Below are 17,319 nucleotides of genomic sequence, written 5' to 3' on the forward strand. Positions count from 1 at the left end.
TCAGGGTGGTGTCAGTGTGTCGTAGTTGTCGAGCTGGCGGCTGAACAGGGCTTCCAGTTGCTTGATTTCGTCCGCGCTGTAGCCGTCGTAGGCGCGGGTGGTCGATTTCCATACCTCCGGCATGGCGCGCGCGATCAGGTCGCGGCCGGCGTCGGTCAGCGAGATCATCACGCAGCGCCGGTCGCCGGGACGGTTGCCGCGCACGATCAGGCCCTGCTGCTCCAGGTCGTTGCAGACCCGGGTCAGGTTGGCCGGCTTTTCCATGCAGGCTTCGCCCAGGGTGGTCGCGGTCGAGGTCTCGTCCTCGGAACCGTACAGCACCGCCAGCACCATGTAGCTGGCGTCCACCAGATCGTAGGGACGCAGCGCGGCGTTGGTCAAATCCTTCATCCGCTTCTGGATGTGGTAAGTCATGCGCATCAGGCGCATCTGGTCTTCGGGGAAGTCCGGCATGCGGGCATGGATGTTTTTCAGTCGCTTTCTAGTGGCTGTAAAACTGCTCATTGCCTGCTCCTCTGTTAATCCAAAGTCTTGATTGTACTATCCCCGTTCCGGCTCAAATTCAGTTTCGCGCCGCCGCCCAGGGCCGCCACCAGGACCGCATAATTGTCCAGCTGGCGGCTGGCTACCTGCGCCGCCTGCTGCTCTTCGCCCAGCAGCGCCAGTTCGGTATGGATCACCTCCAGCGCATCCGTCATGCCGGCGCGGTAGGCGCGTTCGGCCAGCGCGTGGGCGCGCCGCGCCGATTCCAGCGCGCTGGCGCTGAGCTGCTCCTGCTCGCGCGCCGAGGCGATGCGGCTCACGGCGTTGGCCACGTCCGACAGGGCTTGCAGCACGGCGCCATTGTATTGTTCCACCGCCACGTCCGCCCCGGCGGCCTGGGCGCCCAGCTGGCTGCGCAGGCGGCCGCCGTCGAAGATGGGCAGGCTGATCGCAGGCGCCACGCCGCGCATGGCCGATCCGGATTCCAGGAAATGGCCCCAACCCAGCGACTGCTGGCCGGCGAAGGCGGTCAGGTTGATATTCGGGTAGAACTCGGCCCTGGCCTGCCGTACCCGCGCGCCGGCCGCTTCCACCCGCCAGCGCAGGGCCGCCACGTCGGGGCGGTGTCCCAGCAGCTCGGCCGGAAGATTGGCCGGCAGGGCCTGGTCCAGCCTTGTGGGCAGGACCAGGGTCGGCCGGGCGATATGGTCTCCATCGCCCGGCCCCTTGCCGATCAGGGCTGCCAGCTGATTGCGCAGCAGGGCGATCGACTCTCCGATCTGCTCATGCTCGCGGCGCCCGGCTGGCAGCGTGGTTTCTATGCTGGTCACGTCGATGTCGCTGGATAGCCCGGCGGCGCGGCGCTGGCGCGTGATCTCCAGGATGCGGCCGCGCTGCGCCAGGCTGGCGGCCACCTTGTCCTGCAGCGCGTAGTCCAGCGCCAGCTGGATGTAGCTGCGCACCACGGCCGTTTCCAGCGTCAGGCGCGCCATCTGCGCCTCGGCCGACGCCACCTGCACCTCGTCCAGGGCGGCGGCCACGGCCTCGCGGTGGCGGCCCCACAGGTCCAGGTCGTAGGAACCGGACAAGGTGGCGGTATTTTTCCACGCGTAGTTGCCGGCCAGCGGAGCGGGTACGGTGCTGTGGGCCGAATACAGTTCGCGGTCGGACACGGCGGAGGCGTCCACGCGCGGGCCGGCTGCGGCCTGGGCGCCGCCGGCCAGGGCGCCGGCCTGGCGCACGCGCGCCTCGGCCGCGCGCAGGGTCGGGCTGCCGGACAGGGCGGCCTCCACCAGGCGGTTCAGCTGCGGGTCGCCCAGGCTTTCCCACCAACTCTCCGTGGGCCATTCGGCGTCGGCCCGGATACGGGCGGCGATGGCGGCGCCCGCGTCCAGCGTGGAAGGCTTCAGCATGGCGGCCGGCCGGGGCTGCACACCCATCTGCGCGCAGCCGGCCAGCACCAGCAAGGTGATGGCGGGCAACAGACGTAAGGGATGGCGGCTCATGCGGGGTGTCGTGTCCAGTGACTCAATATGGACTCCCGCCTGCGCAGGAGTGACGTGCTGGCGCCGAGGCCGTCATTCCCGCACAGGCGGGAATCCATGCTGAGCATGCGGTCCTGCGGCTTGAATAAATCCGCTCGCCGTGTGCGCACAGCGAGCGGGATGAACTTACTTGGCCTTGCGCTGGTTCAGGTTGGCGGCGTCGAAGTCGGCCTCGGTTTCCAGCAGAGTGCCGTTCTTGCGGGCTTCGGCCAGTTCCGCGCGCACTTGCTCGCGGGTCAGGCCTTCCGTTTTCTCCGCCTTGCTGGCGGCGACGGCGGCGGCGCCGGTGGCGACAGCGGCCTTGGCGGCGGTCGAGGTTGCAGTCGTGGCCGTGGTCTGGGCAAACGCGCTGGCCACGGTGGTGGCGGTGGCGGCAATGGCGAAGGCGGCGGTCGCCAGGGCGTTCAGGACGGTTTTGGTGGTGGCGGACATGTCATCTCTCCTTGTGTGCGTTGCGTATGGGTGTACTATAGGGATGAATAATACATTTGTAAAGTAAAAGATTCCTATTGGCATCATAGCTTTGCTGCATGGCCGCTAAGCGAGGCGTCGCACCGACCCTTTACGGTCCGCATGGTCGAATGAGGCATAGATAGCAAAGGAGAGCACCATGTCTGAAAGCACTTTGGATCCCGATAACATCCCCCTCGGCAATGACCGCATCCTGGGACGCGGCCACGGCACCGGCGCCCTGGGGCCCAGCGATACGTCGGACAGCGGCAGCGACGTGGCCGGCGGCACCAGCCTGGCGCGCGACGACGATGACTTCGTGCTCGAGCAGGGCACCAGCGAAGACGGCGGCAGCGTTCCCGGCGCGATCGGCTCCGGCCCCGACCTGGGCGACGCCGACCTGGATAGCGACACCGACGCCACCGGCACAGGCGAACGCGGCGCGGCCGGGCGCGACAACGCCGCGCTGGGCGCCGACATCGGCTTCGACCATATCGAGACCATGCCCATCGTGGACGAGGGCTTCAAGGAAGGGGAGGTGGAGCGCGCCTGGCAGGATGGCGCCGGGGACGGCAATGCGCGCGACGCCGATGGCGCCGACCCCGAGGAATACGAGGACGAGGAAAGCCGCGACGCCGCGCGCGGCGCCTGAGCCGCCGGCTAGGCGGCGGCCGACATGACGTCGCTGAGCCAGTCCACGAAAGCGCGCACCCGCGGCGACAGCTGGCGCTGCTGCGGGTAGAGCACCGACACCGGCATGGGCGCCGGCCGCCACTGTGCCAGCACCTCGCGCAGGCTGCCGTCGGCCAGCTGGCGCAGCGCGTGGTAGCGCGGCATCTGCACCAGCCCCATGTGCTGTTCGCAGCAAGCCATGTAGGCTTCCGCGCTGTTGACCGAGACCTTGCCGGGCAGGTTGATGCTATGCAGTTCGCCATCGACCAGGAAGTCGAAGGGGAACATCTTGCCGCTGGACTGGGAAAAGAAGTTCACCGCCTGGTGGCGGCGCAAATCCTCCAGTGTTTCAGGCACGCCATGGCGCTCCAGGTAGACGGCGCTGGCGCAGGTGACCTGCTCCAGCAGCGCCACGCGGCGCGCCACCATGCTGGAGTCGCGCAGCTCGCCGCTGCGCAGCACGCAGTCGACGCCGTCGCGCACCAGGTCCACCAGACGGTCGCCCATGCCGATGTCCAGCTCCATGTCCGGATAGCGGGCAAAGAATTCGGACAGGCGCGGCAGCACGAAATGCATGGCGATGGTGCCCTGCAAGTCCACCCGCAGCTTGCCGCGCGGCGCCACGCCGCTGTTGCCGAAGCCGGCCTCGGTTTCCTCGACATCGGCCAGGATGCGCACGCAGCGCTGGTAATAGGCCTGGCCGTCCAGCGTGGTGCTGACGTGGCGCGTGGTTCGCTGCAGCAGGCGCACGCCCAGATGCGCCTCCAGCTGCTTGATGGTGTAGGTGGCGGTGGCGGCCGGGATCTGCATGTCCTCGGCGGCCTTGCTGAAGCTGCCCAGCTCCACGATACGCGTGAAGATGCGCATGGCGTTGAAACGGTCCACAGACACTCCGGTGATTGGTCCAGCCTGCATGATAAGCCACGCTCGCGCCGTGCGATGTCTGGCACTGCGCTCCACTGGCGCCTGCATGAAAAAAGCCGGCCGTCCTGGCGGACGCCGGCTTGGTGTTCAGCGCACCGGAGTGCGCCGGATTCAGGCGAAGTTGGCGGCTGCGAAGTCCCAGTTGGCCAGCTTCCAGAAGGTTTCCACGTACTTGGCGCGGGCGTTGCGGTAGTCGACGTAGTAGGCGTGCTCCCATACGTCCACGGTCAGCAGGGCCTTGTCGGCGGTGGTCAGCGGGGTGGCGGCGTTCGAGGTGTTGACGATGTCCACGGTGCCGTCGGTTTTCTTCACCAGCCAGGTCCAGCCCGAACCGAAGTTGCCCAGCGAGGACTTGGTGAATTCTTCCTTGAACTTGTCGAAGGAACCCCATTTGGCGTTGATGGCGTCGGCCAGCGCGCCGCTCGGAGCGCCGCTGCCGTTCGGGGTCAGGCTGTTCCAGTAGAAAGTGTGGTTCCACACCTGGGCGGCGTTGTTGAAGATGCCGCCCGACGATTTCTTGGTGATCTCTTCCAGCGACAGGTTCTCGAACTCGGTGCCCTTGATCAGGTTGTTCAGGTTGGTCACATAGGTCTGGTGGTGCTTGCCGTAGTGGTATTCCAGGGTCTCTTGCGAGATGTGCGGCGCCAGGGCGTCGATGGCATACGGCAGGGGTGGCAGAGTGTGTTCCATTGTTATTCCTTGTGAGGGGTGGTTGATGTCGGAAGATGATTTTTGCCGAAACGACCACCATTGTAAAGCGGATGCCGTTAGCCTGCTTGCTTTGTCGCGCGCGCAAAACCCTGCTGCTGCAAGGGTTTAACGCGGGTTTAACGGGATTTGAGACGTTTTAACGGAGGCGCCGCGTGGTCTCGCGCACCACCAGTTCCAGCGGCGGAATCTCGGGCTGCACCAGTTCGCCGTTGATGATGCGCAGCAGCGCGTGGGTGGCGATGCGGCCGATGTCGTACAGCGGCTGGCGGATGGTGGTCAGCGGCGGCGTGGTGTAAGACGATCCCGGCAAATCGTCGAAACCCACCAGCGAGATATCGTCCGGCACCCGTATGCCTTTGCGGTACAGGGCCAGGCGCGCGCCATAGGCGCTCAGGTCGTTGGCCGCGAACACGGCGGTAAACACCTGATGGGTGTCGAACAGGCGGTTCATGGCCAGCATGCCGCTCGATTCGTGGTAATTGCCTTCCACGATGAGGTTGGGATCGAGGGGGATCTGGGCCTCGGCCAGGGCGCGCTGGTAGCCGGCCAGGCGCTCGGCGGCGTCGATGTTGTTGGCGGGGCCGGAAATGAAGGCGATGTTGCGGTGGCCCAGTTCGATCAGGTGGTGCACCGCCAGGTAGGCGCCGTATTCATTGTCCAGCTTGAAGCCGAGCGCGCTGCCGGTGCGCAGCGCGCGGCCGGTGGAGACGATGGGGCGCTGGGCCGAGAAACTGAGCACGGTGGCGTCCGACATGCGGCCCGAGAGCAGGATGATGCCGTCCACCTTGCGCGCCAGCAGCAGGCGGATGCGGTCGGCTTCCTCGTCCGCGTTCCAGTGGCCGGACACGATCACCGACGCATAGCCCGTGCCTTTCAGGCCATCGTCCACCCCGCGCAGGGTTTCGTCGAAGAAGGGCGAGGAAATATCCTGCACCACGATGCCGATGGTCATGGAGCGACCTTTTTTCAAGCCCTGCGCCATCTGGTTGGGCGCGTAGTTCATGCTTGAGATGGCGCTCAGCACGGCCTGGCGCTTGTCGTCCGAGACGCGCGCCGTGCCATTGAGGATGCGGGAAACCGTGCTGGGCGAGACGCCGGCCGCGCGGGCCACGTCCATCAGGGTGGAGGGGGAGCTGGTATCGGCCATGTCGTGGTCGGTGTGAAAACCTTTTCTTGTGTAAGGAAGAAAGATACCACATCACCCACATTGACTTGAAGGCCCTGGGGGTATTTAATGAAGACATGGTGTGAAAACGATTTCACCCTGGGTCGGGGGTAGAATCACCAGGCCAGACTATAAGAAGGATACGAGACATGAAACGCGAATCGTTTGCGCAGTACGGCCACGGCCCGCGCCTGCTGGCCGACATCGGCGGCAGCAGCGCCAGCTTCGGCCTGGAGACGGCGCCGGGCCAGATCGAGGCGCTGTGGGTGTGCGACTGCGCCGATTTCCCCACCCTGGGGGCGGCCATCGTGCGCTACCTGGCGCAGCCGGCCAGTGTGGCGGCCGGCGGCTACCAGGCGCGCTACGCCGGCATCGCCATTGCCAATCCCATCGACGGCGACTGGGTCACCATGACCAACCACCACTGGTCCTTTTCGGTGGAAGCGGTGTGCTCGCAATTCAGCCTGAAATCGCTGGTGGTGGTGAACGACTTCAAGGCCCTGGCCAGCGCCCTGCCTTACCTGGCGCCGGAGCACAAGCGCCAGATCGGCGGCGGCGCGGCGCGGCCGGACGCTACCATCGGCCTGGTGGGGGCGGACGCCGGGCTGGGGGTGTCGGCCCTGGTGCCGGCCGGCGAGCGCTGGATCGCCATCGACAGCGAAGGCGGCCACAGTACCTTCGCCCCCATGAACGAGCGCGAGATCGACATCCTGCGCTATGCGCGCCGCCACCACGAGCATGTGTCCAGTGAACGGCTGGTGTCCGGCATCGGCATGGTGCTGGTGTACCGCGCCCTGGCCGAGCGCGCCGGCGCCGTGGCCCAGGACCTGGGCACGGCCGCCATCGTGCAGCGCGGCAGGGAAGGGAGTTGTCCGGTGTGCGTGGAGACGCTGGAGGCGTTCTGCGAGATGCTGGGCACCGTGGCCGGCAACGTGGCGCTGACCCTGGGCGCCAAGGGCGGCATCTACATCGGCGGGCGGGTGGTGCCGCCCATGTGCGACGTGGTGGAGCGCTCCGGCTTCCGGGCCCGCTTTGAGCAGAAGGGCCGGTTGTCGGACTACCTGGCGCACGTCCCGACCTTTGTCATCACCGAGCCCTATCCGGCGCTGGTGGGCATGTCGGCCATGCTGGGCAGCGCCGCGTAAAGGACAAAGGGCAGCCCATGCTGCGCATCAGCCGTGCGCGGCTTATAACTCGGGCTGCACCGACTCGACGCCGATCTGCGCCGTGCCCTCGGCCAGCCGCAAGGTCAGCGCGCTGTGCGGCTGCAGCTGTGCCGGGGCGCGCACGATGGCGCCCCGGGCGTCGGTGACGATGGCGTAGCCGCGTTCCAGCGTGCGCTGGGGATTGAGCAGTTCCAGCTGGGCCGCCAGCGCCGCCAGCGCATCGCGCCGCTGGCCCAGCTGCTGCGCCACGGCGCGTGCGCCGCGATGGCGCAAGTCCTGCACGCGGGCGCGCAGGGGAGCGGCGTCCGGGCGGCGCGCCGCCAGCCTGTGTCCCAGCCGGTCCAGCTCATGGCGCGAGCGCGTCAGCGGCGCGCGGGTGGCGTGCATCATGGCGGTCGACAGGGCCAACAGCTTGAGGCGCTGCTGGCGGATTTGCGCGCCCGGATTGAGCAGGCGGCGCGCGTGGCTGTCCAGGGTCTGCGCCGCTTCGTCCAGGCTGCGCCGCATGGCGCGCCGCAAATCGGTGGCGTCGGCGCGCAAGGAACCCAGCCAGTCGGCGCGCGGGGTGGCCGCCAGTTCCGCCGCCGCCGTGGGCGTGGCGGCGCGCAGGTCGGCCGCGAAATCACAGATGGTGAAATCGGTCTCGTGGCCCACGCCGGAAATCACCGGCATGCGGCAGTTAGCGATGGCGTAGGCCACGCCCTCGTCATTGAAGCTCCATAGATCCTCGATGCTGCCGCCGCCCCGGCACACGATCAGCACATCGCACTCATTGCGCACGGACGCGATATCGATGGCGGCGGCGATGCGCTCGGGCGCCTGCTGGCCCTGCACCGGGGTCGGGTACAGGACCACCGCCACATGCGGCGCGCGCCGCCGCAGCGCCGTCAGCACATCGCGCAGGGCGGCCGCCTGCGGGCTGGTGACGATGCCTATGGTGCGCGGGAACATGGGCAGGGCGCGTTTGCGCTCCTGGTCGAACAGCCCGGCGGCGCCCAGCTTTTCCTTGAGCCGTAAAAACGCCTCGTACAGCGCGCCCACGCCGGCGCGGCGTATCGCCTCCACATTGATCTGGTAGTCGCCGCGCGCGCCGTACAGCGTGACCAGGGCGCGCACCTCGACCTTGTCGCCCTCGCGCGGCACGAAGCCGGCGTACTGGGCGCGGCCACGGAACATCACGGCGCGCACCTGGGCCGCATCATCCTTGAGCGTGAAGTACCAGTGGCCGGACGCGGCGCGGGTGAAGTTGGATACTTCGCCCGCAATCCAGCTGAGCGGAAAGGAGCGTTCCAGCAGGCGGGCGACAGCCTGGTTGAGGGCGCTGACCGTCATCACGGCGGGTTGTACCAGGGTGGTTTCGGGATTCATCAGGGTTTCAAAAAGGGAAAGTATCCACAGTGGGCGGACGCGGTCATGCTTATGTCACACATCAGGCGCTGTGGCAAGCCTTAGCGCCAGATGGTTGATTTTAAACGGTAATTGACGCTGCCGCATTTACGTGCACGGTGAAAATATCCTTATGGATCAAGCACTTTAGCCTGGGCCACGGCGGTTACGCACAAAGTTATCCACAAAAGATGTGTGAAACTTGGGTGAGCGATAGCGTTTTGCCGCATGCAGCTTGCCATGCTTAAATTTTACGCATGGAAATTAATTCATGACAAATCAATGACTTAGTATGGAATCCGGCCGATTGCGCACATTTTTATCCACAGAATATGTGCAGAACCTCGAACTTGCCCACATGGACCAGGAGGGGCGGGACGGCTTAGGCGGGGCGCCGCTGTGCATAAAAAACGCCTGCCTGTTTTTCGTGCAGATTAAATTTTTTATTTTAATTCAATGGCTTGCAACGCCGCTGCCACCCTTGCGCACAATCTTATCCACACAAAATGTGCAGAACTGCGGGCTGGCGCTCGATAGCCTGTGTGTATCGTTGGCGCCGCGTGGCAAAGTGGTGTTTTGATATCGAAAAACCTGTTCAGAACCCTGCTGCCAACTTTTTACGCATGGCAAAAAAAACCTTGCGAATCAATGGTGTTAGCTGTTAACAAGTTCCTTGCTCACAATCTTATCCACACTAAATGTGCAGAAGTCCGCCTGCCTGTGGGCTTTTGATGGTGCCTGAAATTTAACCAGGAAAACTTAATCCTTAAAAATCAATCACTTGGATGCCGGTTTACTTGCTTGCGCACAATCTTATCAACAGAATATGTGCAGAAGTGTGCGGAACTCCCGTGCAGGCCGCTACTTGCCCCGGGCCGCCCAACACGCTACATTGCTGCGGCACGCCGATTTATTCACACAGGAGTTTGTTTTGCTCGCCATACTACAAGCCGCAGGCTGGCCTATCTGGCTGCTGCTGATCGCTTCCATCGTCGCCACCGCGCTGATCATCGAGCGCCTGCTGTACCTGCGCCGCGGCAAGCTGCTGCCCAAGCGGCTGCTGGACGAGGTGGTGCAGGTTTACCGCAGCGGCAACATCACGCCCGACATCATCGACAAGCTGGAAAGCAGCTCGCCGCTGGGCGTGGTGCTGTCGGCCGCGCTGCGCAACATCGATTCGCCGCGCGAAGTCATGAAGGAATCCATCGAGGAAGCCGGAAGCGGGGTGGCCCACATGCTGGAGCGCTTCCTGACCACCCTGGGCACCATCGCCACCCTGGCTCCGCTGATGGGCCTGTTCGGCACCGTGGTCGGCATGATAGAAATCTTCGGCTCGCAGAACGGGGCCGGCTCCAATCCTGCCCAGCTGGCGCACGGCATCTCGGTGGCCCTGTACAACACCGGCTTCGGACTGGCCATCGCCATGCCCACCCTGGTGTTCTATCGCCATTTCCGCGCCCTGGTGGACAGCTTCGTGATCGATATGGAGCAGCAGGCCGTCAAGTTCGTCGACATCGTGCATAGCAAACGCAAATAAGGGCGCCGCATGAACTTCCGCAAAGGCCAGCGCCGCGAGGATCCGGAAATCAACCTGATCCCCTTCATTGACGTGCTGCTGGTGATTTTGATCTTCCTGATGGTGTCCACCACCTACAGCAAGTTCACCGAACTGCAGATTACCCTGCCCACGGCGGACGCCGACAAGGCGCAGGACAAGCCCTTCGAACTGAACGTGACGGTGGACGCCAAGGGCAGCTACACCATCAACGGCGAGCCGGTCTCGTTCCGCGACCCGGCCGGCCTGGCCGCCAGCCTGAAGGCCGCCGCGGCCGCCCAGCCCGGCCAGGCCGGCAAGACCCCGGTGGTGATCGTCAACGCCGACCAGTTCGCCATGCACCAGATGGTGGTCAACGTGATGGAGGCGGCCCGCATCGCCGGCTACGACAAGCTCACCTTCGCCGCCCAGACCGGCGCCGCCAAGTGAGTTCCGCCCCTGCCGCGCCGCCAGGCCATGGCGGCGCGCCCGCCCGTGCTTCCTCCCAGCCGTCCGCGCTGGAACGCATCCTTACCCGCAGCTGGCAGCGGCGCGGCCCGCTGGCCTGCGCCCTGTGGCCGCTGTCGCTGCTGTTCCGCGCCCTGTCGGCCGTGCGCGCCGCGCTGTACCGGCTGGGCGTCTATCGCTCGGCGCGGCTGCCGGTGCCGGTGGTGGTGGTGGGCAATATCTACATCGGCGGCACCGGCAAGACCCCGCTCACCATCTGGCTGGTGCAGGCCCTGCGCGCGGCAGGGTTGCGCCCGGGCGTGGTCTCGCGCGGCTTTGGCGGCCAGGGTGGGGCGGCGACGGAGGTGATGGATGGCTCGGCCGCGCGGCAAGTGGGCGACGAGCCGCTGCTGATACGCCAGCGCACCGGCTGTCCGGTGGTGGTGGGGCGCGACCGCGCCGCCGCCGGCCGCGCGCTGCTGGCGGCCCATCCCGAGGTCGATGTGCTGGTCACCGACGACGGTTTGCAGCACTACGCCCTGGCGCGCGACGTGGAAATCATCCTGTTCGACGGCCGTGGTGCCGGCAATGGCTGGCTGCTGCCGGCCGGTCCGCTGCGCGAGCCGCGTTCTCGGCGGCGCGACTACACCGTGGTCAACACGCCCGAGCTGACGCCGCAGCTGGCCGCCGCCGTGGCCGGCCCCGGCCCGGCCCCATTCCAGATGATGCTGGCCGGCGGCCACGCCGAACAGCTGTGCGACCGCGTCCGCCGCTTGCCGCTGGCGGACCTGGCCGGTCCCGGGTTGCGCATCGTGGCGGCCGCCGGGATAGGCAATCCGGGCCGTTTCTTCAGCATGCTGCGGGCGGCCGGACTGGCATTCGAGGAGCTGCCACTGCCCGACCATCACGACTTCCTGGACCGCCCGTTTGCCCATGTGCGCGCCGACTTGATCTTGATGACGGAGAAGGATGCAGTAAAATGTGCGCAAATTGAAGAAATCAGCAACGATCCGCGCTTGTGGGTCGTGCCGGTCGAGGCGCAGCTCGATGCCGCCCTGGCCGCCCAAATTGTGGAGAAATGTCGTGGATACCCGCCTGCTTGATATCCTGGTTTGCCCGGTCTGCAAAGGCCCCCTGGAATACGATAAGAAAGCCCAGGAAATGATCTGCAAGGCCGACCGCCTCGCCTATCCCATCCGCGACGGCATCCCCATCATGTGGGCCGACGAAGCGCGCACCCTGAGCGACGGGGCGGCGGCGATGGCGGAATAAGCGTGTCTTTCACCGTCATCATCCCGGCCCGCCTGGCCTCGACCCGGCTGCCCAACAAGCCGCTGGCCGACCTGGGCGGCAAGCCCATGGTGGTGCGGGTGGCCGAGCGCGCCGCGCTGGCGGGCGCAGCCCGCGTCATCGTCGCCACCGATCATGCCGACATCCTGGCCGCCTGCGCCGCGCACGGCGTGCAAGCCATGCTGACGCGCGCCGACCATCCGTCCGGCACCGACCGCATCGCCGAGGTGGCGCGCGCGCTGGACTTGCCGCCGCAGGCCGTGGTGGTCAACCTCCAGGGCGACGAGCCGCTGATCGATCCCGCGCTGCTGGCCGCATCCGCCGCCCTGATCGGTCCCGAGGTTCCGATGTCCACCTGCGCCCATCCGCTGCACGAGGTGGCGGACGCCTTCAACCCCAACGTGGTGAAGGTGGTGCTGGACAAGCACGGGCGCGCACTGTATTTCTCGCGCGCCACCATCCCCTGGCACCGCGACGGCTACGCCAAGTCGCGCGAGGCCTTTCCCTCCGGCTACGTACCGCTGCGCCACATCGGACTGTACGCCTACCGCAACGATTTCCTGCAAGCTTACCCGCAACTGGAAGTGTCGCCGCTGGAGACCATAGAGGCGCTGGAGCAGCTGCGCGTGCTGTGGCACGGCCATGCCATCGCCGTCCATGTGACGGACTCGGCGCCCGCCGCCGGGGTCGATACCCCGGAAGACCTGGAGCGCGTCCGCAATCATTTTTAGGATTGTTTGCGCCCGATCAACCACGAGGTCAGCTACCCGTAAGTAAAACGCGATATAACAATTACAAATAGTGTGATATTCATACGGAATATCTCTGCGGGGCGCCATTTCGGCGGGCTCAGCCCTTCCAGATTGGCGTAAAGGCTATGTTTTGTGGTAAGTTCCGTACCAGGATAGTCCCCACTTTCACCAAGATCCCAATCTAGTTTTAGGAAATTTCATGCGTCTCATTCTGTTAGGAGCACCAGGAGCCGGCAAGGGCACCCAGGCTAATTTCATCAAGGAAAAGTACAACATCCCGCAAATTTCCACAGGTGACATGCTGCGCGCCGCCATCAAGGCCGGCACGGAACTGGGCCTGGCCGCCAAGAAAGTGATGGACGCCGGCGCCCTGGTGTCGGACGACATCATCATCGGCCTGGTGAAGGACCGCCTGACCCAGCCCGACTGCGCCAACGGCTACCTGTTCGACGGCTTCCCGCGCACCATCGCCCAGGCCGACGCCATGAAGGATGCCGGCGTGGGCGTGGACTATGTGCTGGAAATTGCCGTGCCCGACGAATCCATCATCGAGCGCCTGGACGGCCGCCGCAGCCACCCGGCCTCGGGCCGCGTCTACCACGTCAAGTTCAATCCGCCCAAGGTGGAAGGCAAGGACGACGTAACCGGCGAAGACCTGGTGCAGCGCGACGACGACAAGGCCGAGACCGTCAAAAAGCGCCTGGATGTCTACCACAACCAGACCGAAGTCCTGCTGGGCTACTACAACGACTGGGCCCAGTCCGGCCAGCCGGGAGCGCCCAAATACCGGCGCATCGAGGGCGTCGGCCCGGTCGACCAGATCCGCGAGAGCGTGTTTGCAGCACTGTCGCAATAAGCTGTAAAGTAAGCGGACCAAGCGTCCGCTTTTTTTATCCCCGTTTGGTGTTGTAAGTCAGTGCAGTTCGCAGGTGGACGGCTTTGCCGTCCGATTGTGGTTCGTGGCTTTGATCTTATAAGAACTAAGGGGACTTTATGGCAGCCTATCTGTGGTTTATCGTCGCATGCGGCGTGATCGCCGTTGTCTATGGCCTGTGGGCGCGCAGCTGGATCTTGCGCCAGGATGCGGGCAACCCTCGTATGCAGGAAATCGCGCTGGCCATCCAGCAGGGCGCAGGCGCCTACCTGGCGCGCCAGTACCGCACCATCGCCCTGGTCGGCGTGGTGCTGCTGGTGCTGATCTTCGCCGGCCTCGGCATGCCGACCGCGCTCGGCTTCCTGATTGGCGCCGTGCTGTCCGGCGCCTGCGGCTTCATCGGCATGAATGTCTCGGTGCGCGCCAATGTGCGCACCGCCCAGGCCGCAACGAAGGGCATGAACCAGGCGCTGGACGTGGCCTTCAGGGGCGGCGCCATCACCGGCATGCTGGTGGTGGGGCTGGGCCTCCTGGGCGTGGCGCTGTTCTATGTGCTGCTGGGCTGGTTCGCCTCCGGCGCCTATCCGAATCCCTCCCTTAGTCCCCACGACGTCATCAAGCCGCTGATCGGGCTGGCCTTCGGCGCCTCGCTGATTTCCATTTTCGCGCGCCTGGGCGGCGGCATCTTCACCAAGGGCGCCGACGTGGGCGCCGACCTGGTTGGCAAGGTCGAAGCCGGCATCCCGGAAGACGATCCGCGCAACCCGGCCGTGATTGCCGACAACGTGGGCGACAACGTGGGGGACTGCGCCGGCATGGCGGCCGACCTGTTCGAGACCTATGTGGTGACCCTGATCGCCACCATGCTGCTAGGCGCGCTGCTGGTGACGGCCGCGCCCACCACGGCCATCATTTATCCGCTGCTGCTGGGGGCGGTGTCCATCCTGGCTTCCATTGTCGGCTGCTCCATGGTCAAGGCCAAACCGGGCAAGAAGATCATGTCGGCCCTGTACACCGGGCTGTGGTGGGCGGCCGGACTCTCGATGCTGGGCTTTGCCGTGGTCACCTGGCTGCTGTGGCAGGACGCCGTGCGCTGGCAGATGATGGGCTGCGCCGTGGTCGGCATCGTGCTGACCGGGCTGATGGTCTACATCACCGAATACTACACCGGCACCGACTTCGGCCCGGTCAAGCACATTGCCGAAGCCTCCACCACCGGCCATGGCACCAACATCATTGCCGGGCTGGGGGTGTCGATGAAGTCCACCGCCTGGCCGGTGCTGGCGGTATGCGCGGCCATCCTGGTGTCCTACCAGCTGGGCCAGCTGTACGGCATCGCCATAGCCGCCACCTCCATGCTGTCCATGGCCGGCATCGTGGTGGCGCTGGACGCCTATGGCCCGATTACCGACAATGCCGGCGGCATTGCCGAGATGTCCGGCATGCCGGACTCGGTGCGCGCCATCACCGATCCGCTGGACGCGGTGGGCAACACCACCAAGGCTGTCACCAAGGGCTATGCGATCGGCTCGGCCGGGCTGGCGGCGCTGGTGCTGTTTGCCGACTATACCCACGCGCTGGAGTCGGTGGGGCGCAGCATCACCTTCGACCTGTCCAATCCCATGGTGATCGTGGGCCTGATCGTGGGCGGGCTGGTGCCCTACCTGTTCGGCGCCATGGCCATGGAGGCGGTGGGGCGGGCGGCGGGCGCCGTGGTGGTCGAGGTGCGGCGCCAGTTCCGCGACATCAAGGGCATCATGGACGGCAGCGGCAAGCCGGAATACGACAAGGCGGTCGACATGCTGACCGCGTCCGCCATCCGCGAAATGATCTTGCCCTCGCTGCTGCCGGTGGTGGTGCCGGTGCTGGTCGGCATGCTGCTGGGTCCGGCCGCGCTGGGCGGCATGCTGATGGGGACCATCATCACCGGGCTGTTCGTGGCCATCTCCATGACCACCGGCGGCGGCGCCTGGGACAACGCCAAGAAGTACATCGAGGATGGGCACCACGGCGGCAAGGGCTCGGACGCCCACAAGGCGGCCGTCACCGGCGACACCGTGGGCGACCCCTACAAGGACACGGCCGGCCCGGCCGTCAACCCGCTGATCAAGATCATCAACATCGTGGCCCTGCTGCTGGTGCCGCTGCTGCCGGCGACGGGGTGGCTGTCGGTGACGGCGCCGGGGCCGATGGCCGTGCACACGCAAGCGCCCATGCCGGCGCCGGCCATGTCGGCGGCAGGCGCGCCGCCGCTGGACAGCGCGCCTGCCGCCCAGGCGTATGCCGGCTGGACGGCGCCGGGCGCGGCGGTCGAGGTGGTGACCCCCAGCGCCCCGGCAGCATCCACGCCTGCGGCCACGGCTGCGCCGGCCGCGTCCTCGGAATATGCGGTGCCCGGCATCACCGCTCCCGTGCAGTCTGCGGAACAAAGCGCCCGCTAGCCCGGGCGTTACCAATTGTTACGGCGCCTGTTCCCGCAATCGTGCATGGCCAATAATGGAAGCGGGAGGATGCCATGAACCGTACAGCCTTGTTCGTGATGGGAATGCTGGCGCTGCGCACTGCGGCCGCCGCCACGGTGGGCGCCGCTACGGCGGCTGTCCCTGCGGCGCGCGCCGATACGCCGGACCAGCTGCGCGCGTATGCCCGGCTGCCGGTCTGCACCCTGGGCGCGGATGGTAAGAGCCTGGCCGTTGAGCCTTGCCGCACCGCGCCGCCGCGCCAGCCCATGCCGCGCCGCCCGGTGCCGCAGATCATGGACAGCGCGCCCGCGCCGGAGACGCCGCGCACCGCCACCGCGCCTGTGGCCACGCTGCCCGCGCCCGGCGCGAAGGGCGCCGCTGCTCCCGGCGCTCCGCTGGGCGCTCCCTTGCCCGGCTACACACTGCCGCGCGGCGCGCCATTGCCGACTGCCGGCTGCGATGCCACCGGCTGCCTGGGTGCAGACGGCCGCCGCTACAATGGCGCCGGTTCCGGCACGGTGATCGGTCCCGGCGGCCGCGTGTGCAGCCGCAATGGCGCGGTCGTGCAATGCTGACCGGCCGGGCATACCGCTAAAAAACGCATCGCCGCCTCAAACGCGCTACAATGATTGACGTTTACGTAAACGTCACAATGGAGACAGGCATGCAGATCAAGGACCACGTATTCATCATCACCGGCGGCGCCTCGGGGCTGGGCGCGGCCACGGCGCGCATGATCGCGGCGGCCGGAGGCAAGCCGGTGCTCGCCGACCTGCAGGCCGAGGCCGGACAGGCGCTGGCGGCCGAACTGGGCGGCGTGTTCGTGCGCTGTGACGTGACTTCCGAGGCCGACGCGCGGGCCGTGGTGGCGGCCGCCGTGGGGCAGGGCAGCCTGCGCGGCCTGGTCAACTGCGCCGGCGTGGCGCCGGCCGCCAAGACCGTGGGCAAGGATGGCCCGCACGCGCTGGACCTGTTCCAGAGCGTGGTCGGCATCAACCTGGTGGGCACCTTCAACATGGCGCGCCTGGCGGCCGAGGCCATCGCCAGGGAAGCGCCGCTGGAGCACGGCGAGCGCGGCGTGATCATCAATACGGCCTCGGTGGCCGCCTACGACGGCCAGGTGGGGCAGGCCGCCTACGCCGCCTCCAAGGCCGGGGTGGCGGGGCTCACGCTGCCCATGGCGCGCGACCTGTCGCGCAGCAGCATCCGCGTGATGACCATCGCCCCCGGCATCTTCGAAACCCCCATGCTGCTGGGTATGCCGCAGGAAGTGCAGGATGCGCTGGGCGCCATGGTGCCGTTCCCGCCGCGCCTGGGCAAGCCGGACGAGTACGCCCAGCTGGCGCGCGCCGTCATCGAGAACGTGATGCTGAACGGTGAAACCATACGCCTGGATGGCGCCATCCGCATGCAGCCGAAGTAGGGCCGAATTTTGCAGGACAGCGCCGGACCGTCCGCC

Annotated in this window: 19 protein-coding genes; 12 read left to right on the forward strand and 7 right to left on the reverse strand. The window is 66.4% G+C overall.

What is annotated here, in order from left to right; translation table 11 throughout:
• From ACLB1G_RS22310 to ACLB1G_RS22320, 3 genes are all read right to left on the reverse strand, one after another.
• Positions 1–504 carry a MarR family winged helix-turn-helix transcriptional regulator gene (locus ACLB1G_RS22310; protein ID WP_491629444.1) on the reverse strand — a complete coding sequence of 168 codons (504 nt, stop codon included), beginning with the start codon at positions 502–504 and terminating at the stop codon, positions 1–3.
• A gap of 14 nt (positions 505–518) precedes the next feature.
• Positions 519–1,988 carry an efflux transporter outer membrane subunit gene (locus ACLB1G_RS22315; protein ID WP_491629445.1) on the reverse strand — a complete coding sequence of 490 codons (1,470 nt, stop codon included), beginning with the start codon at positions 1,986–1,988 and terminating at the stop codon, positions 519–521.
• 165 nt (positions 1,989–2,153) lie between these two features.
• Positions 2,154–2,459 (reverse strand): DUF4148 domain-containing protein, encoded by a 306-nt coding sequence (locus ACLB1G_RS22320; RefSeq protein ID WP_491629446.1) that lies wholly within the window; start codon positions 2,457–2,459, stop codon positions 2,154–2,156.
• A gap of 178 nt (positions 2,460–2,637) precedes the next feature.
• Here ACLB1G_RS22320 and ACLB1G_RS22325 point away from each other — a divergent pair, with 178 nt between their 5' ends.
• Positions 2,638–3,129 carry a hypothetical protein gene (locus ACLB1G_RS22325; protein ID WP_491629447.1) on the forward strand — a complete coding sequence of 164 codons (492 nt, stop codon included), beginning with the start codon at positions 2,638–2,640 and terminating at the stop codon, positions 3,127–3,129.
• An 8-nt stretch (positions 3,130–3,137) separates the two neighbouring features.
• Here the strand turns inward: ACLB1G_RS22325 and ACLB1G_RS22330 are convergent, their stop codons facing one another.
• From ACLB1G_RS22330 to ACLB1G_RS22340, 3 genes are all read right to left on the reverse strand, one after another.
• Complete coding sequence (locus ACLB1G_RS22330) at positions 3,138–4,034, reverse strand: LysR family transcriptional regulator (RefSeq protein ID WP_491629448.1); 897 nt, start codon at positions 4,032–4,034, stop codon at positions 3,138–3,140.
• Positions 4,035–4,184: 150 nt separating this feature from the next.
• Positions 4,185–4,763, reverse strand: coding sequence for a superoxide dismutase [Fe] (gene sodB, locus ACLB1G_RS22335; protein ID WP_491629449.1), 579 nt, complete (start codon positions 4,761–4,763; stop codon positions 4,185–4,187).
• A gap of 157 nt (positions 4,764–4,920) precedes the next feature.
• Positions 4,921–5,931, reverse strand: coding sequence for a LacI family DNA-binding transcriptional regulator (locus ACLB1G_RS22340; RefSeq protein ID WP_491629450.1), 1,011 nt, complete (start codon positions 5,929–5,931; stop codon positions 4,921–4,923).
• A 167-nt stretch (positions 5,932–6,098) separates the two neighbouring features.
• Between ACLB1G_RS22340 and glk the strand changes: the two genes are divergently transcribed.
• Positions 6,099–7,094 carry a glucokinase gene (gene glk / locus ACLB1G_RS22345; protein WP_491629451.1) on the forward strand — a complete coding sequence of 332 codons (996 nt, stop codon included), beginning with the start codon at positions 6,099–6,101 and terminating at the stop codon, positions 7,092–7,094.
• Positions 7,095–7,136: 42 nt separating this feature from the next.
• Here glk and xseA read toward each other — a convergent pair whose 3' ends face one another.
• A complete protein-coding gene (gene xseA / locus ACLB1G_RS22350; protein ID WP_491629452.1) occupies positions 7,137–8,483 on the reverse strand; it encodes an exodeoxyribonuclease VII large subunit in 1,347 nt (448 codons plus the stop codon).
• Positions 8,484–8,793: 310 nt separating this feature from the next.
• On the opposite strand from xseA, the gene ACLB1G_RS22355 reads away from it, so the two are divergent.
• From ACLB1G_RS22355 to ACLB1G_RS22400, 10 genes are all read left to right on the forward strand, one after another.
• A complete protein-coding gene (locus ACLB1G_RS22355; protein ID WP_491629453.1) occupies positions 8,794–9,081 on the forward strand; it encodes a hypothetical protein in 288 nt (95 codons plus the stop codon).
• Between the two features lie 351 nt (positions 9,082–9,432).
• Entirely contained in the window at positions 9,433–10,038 is a 606-nt protein-coding gene (locus ACLB1G_RS22360; RefSeq protein WP_491629454.1) for a MotA/TolQ/ExbB proton channel family protein, read from the forward strand.
• 9 nt (positions 10,039–10,047) lie between these two features.
• Positions 10,048–10,485 carry an ExbD/TolR family protein gene (locus tag ACLB1G_RS22365; RefSeq protein WP_491629455.1) on the forward strand — a complete coding sequence of 146 codons (438 nt, stop codon included), beginning with the start codon at positions 10,048–10,050 and terminating at the stop codon, positions 10,483–10,485.
• Positions 10,482–11,585, forward strand: a complete 1,104-nt coding sequence (gene lpxK, locus ACLB1G_RS22370) for a tetraacyldisaccharide 4'-kinase (RefSeq protein ID WP_491629456.1) — start codon at positions 10,482–10,484, stop codon at positions 11,583–11,585. Before ACLB1G_RS22365 ends, lpxK begins: the two co-directional genes overlap by 4 nt.
• The gene (locus ACLB1G_RS22375; protein WP_491629457.1) at positions 11,566–11,754 is read left to right on the forward strand and encodes a Trm112 family protein; all 189 of its coding nucleotides are present in this window, start codon (positions 11,566–11,568) and stop codon (positions 11,752–11,754) included. Before lpxK ends, ACLB1G_RS22375 begins: the two co-directional genes overlap by 20 nt.
• 2 nt (positions 11,755–11,756) lie before the next feature.
• On the forward strand, positions 11,757–12,503 hold the full coding sequence (gene kdsB, locus ACLB1G_RS22380) for a 3-deoxy-manno-octulosonate cytidylyltransferase (protein ID WP_491629458.1): 747 nt from the start codon (positions 11,757–11,759) through the stop codon (positions 12,501–12,503).
• A 220-nt stretch (positions 12,504–12,723) separates the two neighbouring features.
• A complete protein-coding gene (gene adk / locus ACLB1G_RS22385; protein ID WP_491629459.1) occupies positions 12,724–13,380 on the forward strand; it encodes an adenylate kinase in 657 nt (218 codons plus the stop codon).
• Between the two features lie 137 nt (positions 13,381–13,517).
• A complete protein-coding gene (locus tag ACLB1G_RS22390) occupies positions 13,518–15,839 on the forward strand; it encodes a sodium-translocating pyrophosphatase (RefSeq protein WP_491629460.1) in 2,322 nt (773 codons plus the stop codon).
• A 74-nt stretch (positions 15,840–15,913) separates the two neighbouring features.
• Positions 15,914–16,435, forward strand: a complete 522-nt coding sequence (locus ACLB1G_RS22395; protein ID WP_491629461.1) for a hypothetical protein — start codon at positions 15,914–15,916, stop codon at positions 16,433–16,435.
• 89 nt (positions 16,436–16,524) lie between these two features.
• On the forward strand, positions 16,525–17,283 hold the full coding sequence (locus ACLB1G_RS22400; protein WP_491629462.1) for an SDR family NAD(P)-dependent oxidoreductase: 759 nt from the start codon (positions 16,525–16,527) through the stop codon (positions 17,281–17,283).
• Positions 17,284–17,319 lie beyond the last annotated feature (36 nt).

This window comes from Duganella kummerowiae (genome assembly GCF_053572355.1).